Raw genomic sequence first — 2,402 nt, forward strand, 5'->3', positions numbered from 1 at the left:
TCGGGTATCTCTAGTGTCAGGGTCATGGTAGTTGTCTTTTCCGTCTTGCGTGGGGTATAGTCCCATCATATCCACAACGTAAAAGCCGTGCCAGCGTCGAGCGTATCACCACCACCCACCCGGACTTCGACCGCCCCAGAATCGTGCATCGCCTCACGCACATCGAGAGGCTAGATATACCGGGGCTGTTTGGCTAGATTGCCCCCGATAGCAGGTATAAATCCTCTAACCCCATGACCAACCCTAACCAACGTGCTCTGATTGCGGCCTACTTTCTCTCACGCTTTGACAAAAAAGGTGTACGTTCTCTGGGTTATGCCAATTTCACAGAAGCATTTGAGGCAATAGGAACCGCTCTGGATGTAAAGCCTAGCACGGTCAAGCACATGCGAGACTCGTTCGATCCCTACTGTTCTCAGGTGCGTGTCGGCTGGTATCAACGCACAATCTTGCCCTCACGGGCTAATGTGATCGCCGCCTACGTGTCTCTGAGTGAGGAAGCTGTAACAGGTATTGTCCGGGAGCTACTCACCGAGACATCCTCCGACTCCGACGTTTTTTCCTATCTCGCCCCTCTCAGTAAAGCCAGCATTGTCAACGAGAGCGCGGTGGATGCAGAGACAACTCCCTATGCCGCTCGGATCAAGACGGGCGAAGAGGCTGAAGACTTTTTCCAGAGCAGCTACCCCAAGCTGACGATTTTCTCTGGAGCAATGCTAGAGGATATGCGCAAACTCGGGGTGGGCTTTGACTTTCGCGCCAACTTTCCCAAGCACTACTCCGTGATCGAGGTTAAAGGGCTTCGAGTCGCGCAAGGGGCGATCTCCTTCACCGACAAGGAATGGGGTGTGGCAGGGATTCTGGGAGACGACTATTACCTTGCTCTTGTGCGCTCGCTGGATACAGCCCCTGAGCTGGAGCTGATAAAAAATCCTGTCAAGCAGGTTCCTGTTAAGAGAAAGACGTTGGAGTCTGTCTCTGTAACATGGAACGCCTATCTATAGACCTCTACACAATCCAACCCCTCAATGCTACCAATCTTTTTGGGGAATCTCTGGAAATCTACCCTGATGGCATTGTCTTGAACCTGGATTACTGGGACTGTGAGTGCGCCAAGCAGTACATTCATCCTACCTCGCAAGAAATCTGCCCTCACTGTGGTGCTGAGCAGGAGGAGATGCCCTGCAGTCGCGAACGCGAGGTAATCGCCTGGCGCGAAACGGGTTGCCCCACCGGGCAGAAGCTTTTCCTCACCCGCATTGCCCTCCCTTCAGAGCCAGAGGATTTTGAATAAACCACCTCAGGAAAATACCCCCTTCGCCCCTCAAGACGAGGGGCTCAGTCGAAGAGGGCGGCGGTGGTGCCGCCGAAACCGACGAAGACGCCTTCGCCGATGCGGAAGACTACGCAGAGCCTGAGAAGCCCGAGAAAGAGATCGCCACCGTCGCTAAGTACAGCGACCTGCTCAAGATGCACGCCTACCGCGACGCCATCCGCCGTACTGCCGGAGCCTACGTCCTCTATCCTGGCAAGCCCAGCGAGAGCAGCAACAAGCAATTCGAAGGCTTCCACGAAGTCCTCCCTGGCCTCGGAGCCTTCGCCATCAGCCCCGACAAAGACGGCAAGCCCAAAGGCATCCCCGCCCTCTCTGAGTTTTTAGATAAGATCATTGAGCACCTCGCCCACCGCACCACAGCACGCGAACGCACCACCTACCATGTCCGCGAAGCCTACCACACCCAAGAACAACCTGCGGCGTATGGCTCCGTGCGCCTGCAAGAGTCCGACACCTACGGCACCGCCAAGTACCGCGCCCTCCCTCCTGCCGAAGAAACCGTGCTTGTCGCCTGGTACCAGAACCATGCCCAGCTCGCTCTTGCCCACCACGACGAAGGCTTTCTCTATGTCCGCCTAGGAGACCGCCTCGGCGCGTTTCATGTCCCCCCAAAGCTGGCCTTAGTGCGCCGTGCGCTTCTCCGAACGCATCACGGCATCGTCGCCCGTGGTGCTTTCCTGATCCGCGAACCCGGCTACGATGTCTATACCCGTGAGCAGCTACGCAAGAAGCTAGGGCAACACGCTCCAAAGGCACAAGTCGCCGCCTGGCAAAACACCGCCCAACCCGACGACGACGAGCATATCTACGCCCTCTTCCAAGTCAAGCCCGACCCTAACTCCGCCGATATTTCCTGGGATGGCGACAAACTCATGACTCTCATCGAGGAGTACGAAACCGACCATCGCAACAAGCCCATCACCAACATCGGACGCCGCTCCCCCGACCCACGTCTCCTCTCGCTCGAAAAGCTCCTCCAAGCCCAGATCAGCGCCCCGCCTTAGCCAATTCCCCTTTCCCACACCCAAAGGGTACCCGGGAACGAGCGCCCGGGAGAGGGGGGAGG

General features: G+C 57.0%; 4 protein-coding genes. 3 read left to right on the forward strand and 1 reads right to left on the reverse strand.

Translation table 11 applies throughout. The features are described from left to right. Nucleotides 1–233 precede the first annotated feature (233 nt). On the forward strand, nt 234–1,004 hold the full coding sequence (locus ACH2EH_RS01465; RefSeq protein ID WP_395138122.1) for a protein NO VEIN domain-containing protein: 771 nt from the start codon (nt 234–236) through the stop codon (nt 1,002–1,004). After that, a complete protein-coding gene (locus ACH2EH_RS01470; protein WP_395138124.1) occupies nt 986–1,294 on the forward strand; it encodes a hypothetical protein in 309 nt (102 codons plus the stop codon). The genes ACH2EH_RS01465 and ACH2EH_RS01470 overlap by 19 nt, the downstream gene beginning before the upstream one ends. A gap of 44 nt (nt 1,295–1,338) precedes the next feature. Here ACH2EH_RS01470 and ACH2EH_RS01475 read toward each other — a convergent pair whose 3' ends face one another. After that, a complete protein-coding gene (locus ACH2EH_RS01475) occupies nt 1,339–1,476 on the reverse strand; it encodes a hypothetical protein (RefSeq protein ID WP_395138126.1) in 138 nt (45 codons plus the stop codon). On the opposite strand from ACH2EH_RS01475, the gene ACH2EH_RS01480 reads away from it, so the two are divergent. Next, on the forward strand, nt 1,471–2,340 hold the full coding sequence (locus ACH2EH_RS01480) for a hypothetical protein (protein ID WP_395138128.1): 870 nt from the start codon (nt 1,471–1,473) through the stop codon (nt 2,338–2,340). The two genes, ACH2EH_RS01475 and ACH2EH_RS01480, sit on opposite strands and share 6 nt — an antisense overlap. The last annotated feature ends 62 nt before the right edge of the window (nt 2,341–2,402 follow it).

The organism is Armatimonas sp., assembly GCF_043760365.1.
Taxonomy (GTDB): Bacteria; Armatimonadota; Armatimonadia; order Armatimonadales; family Armatimonadaceae; genus Armatimonas.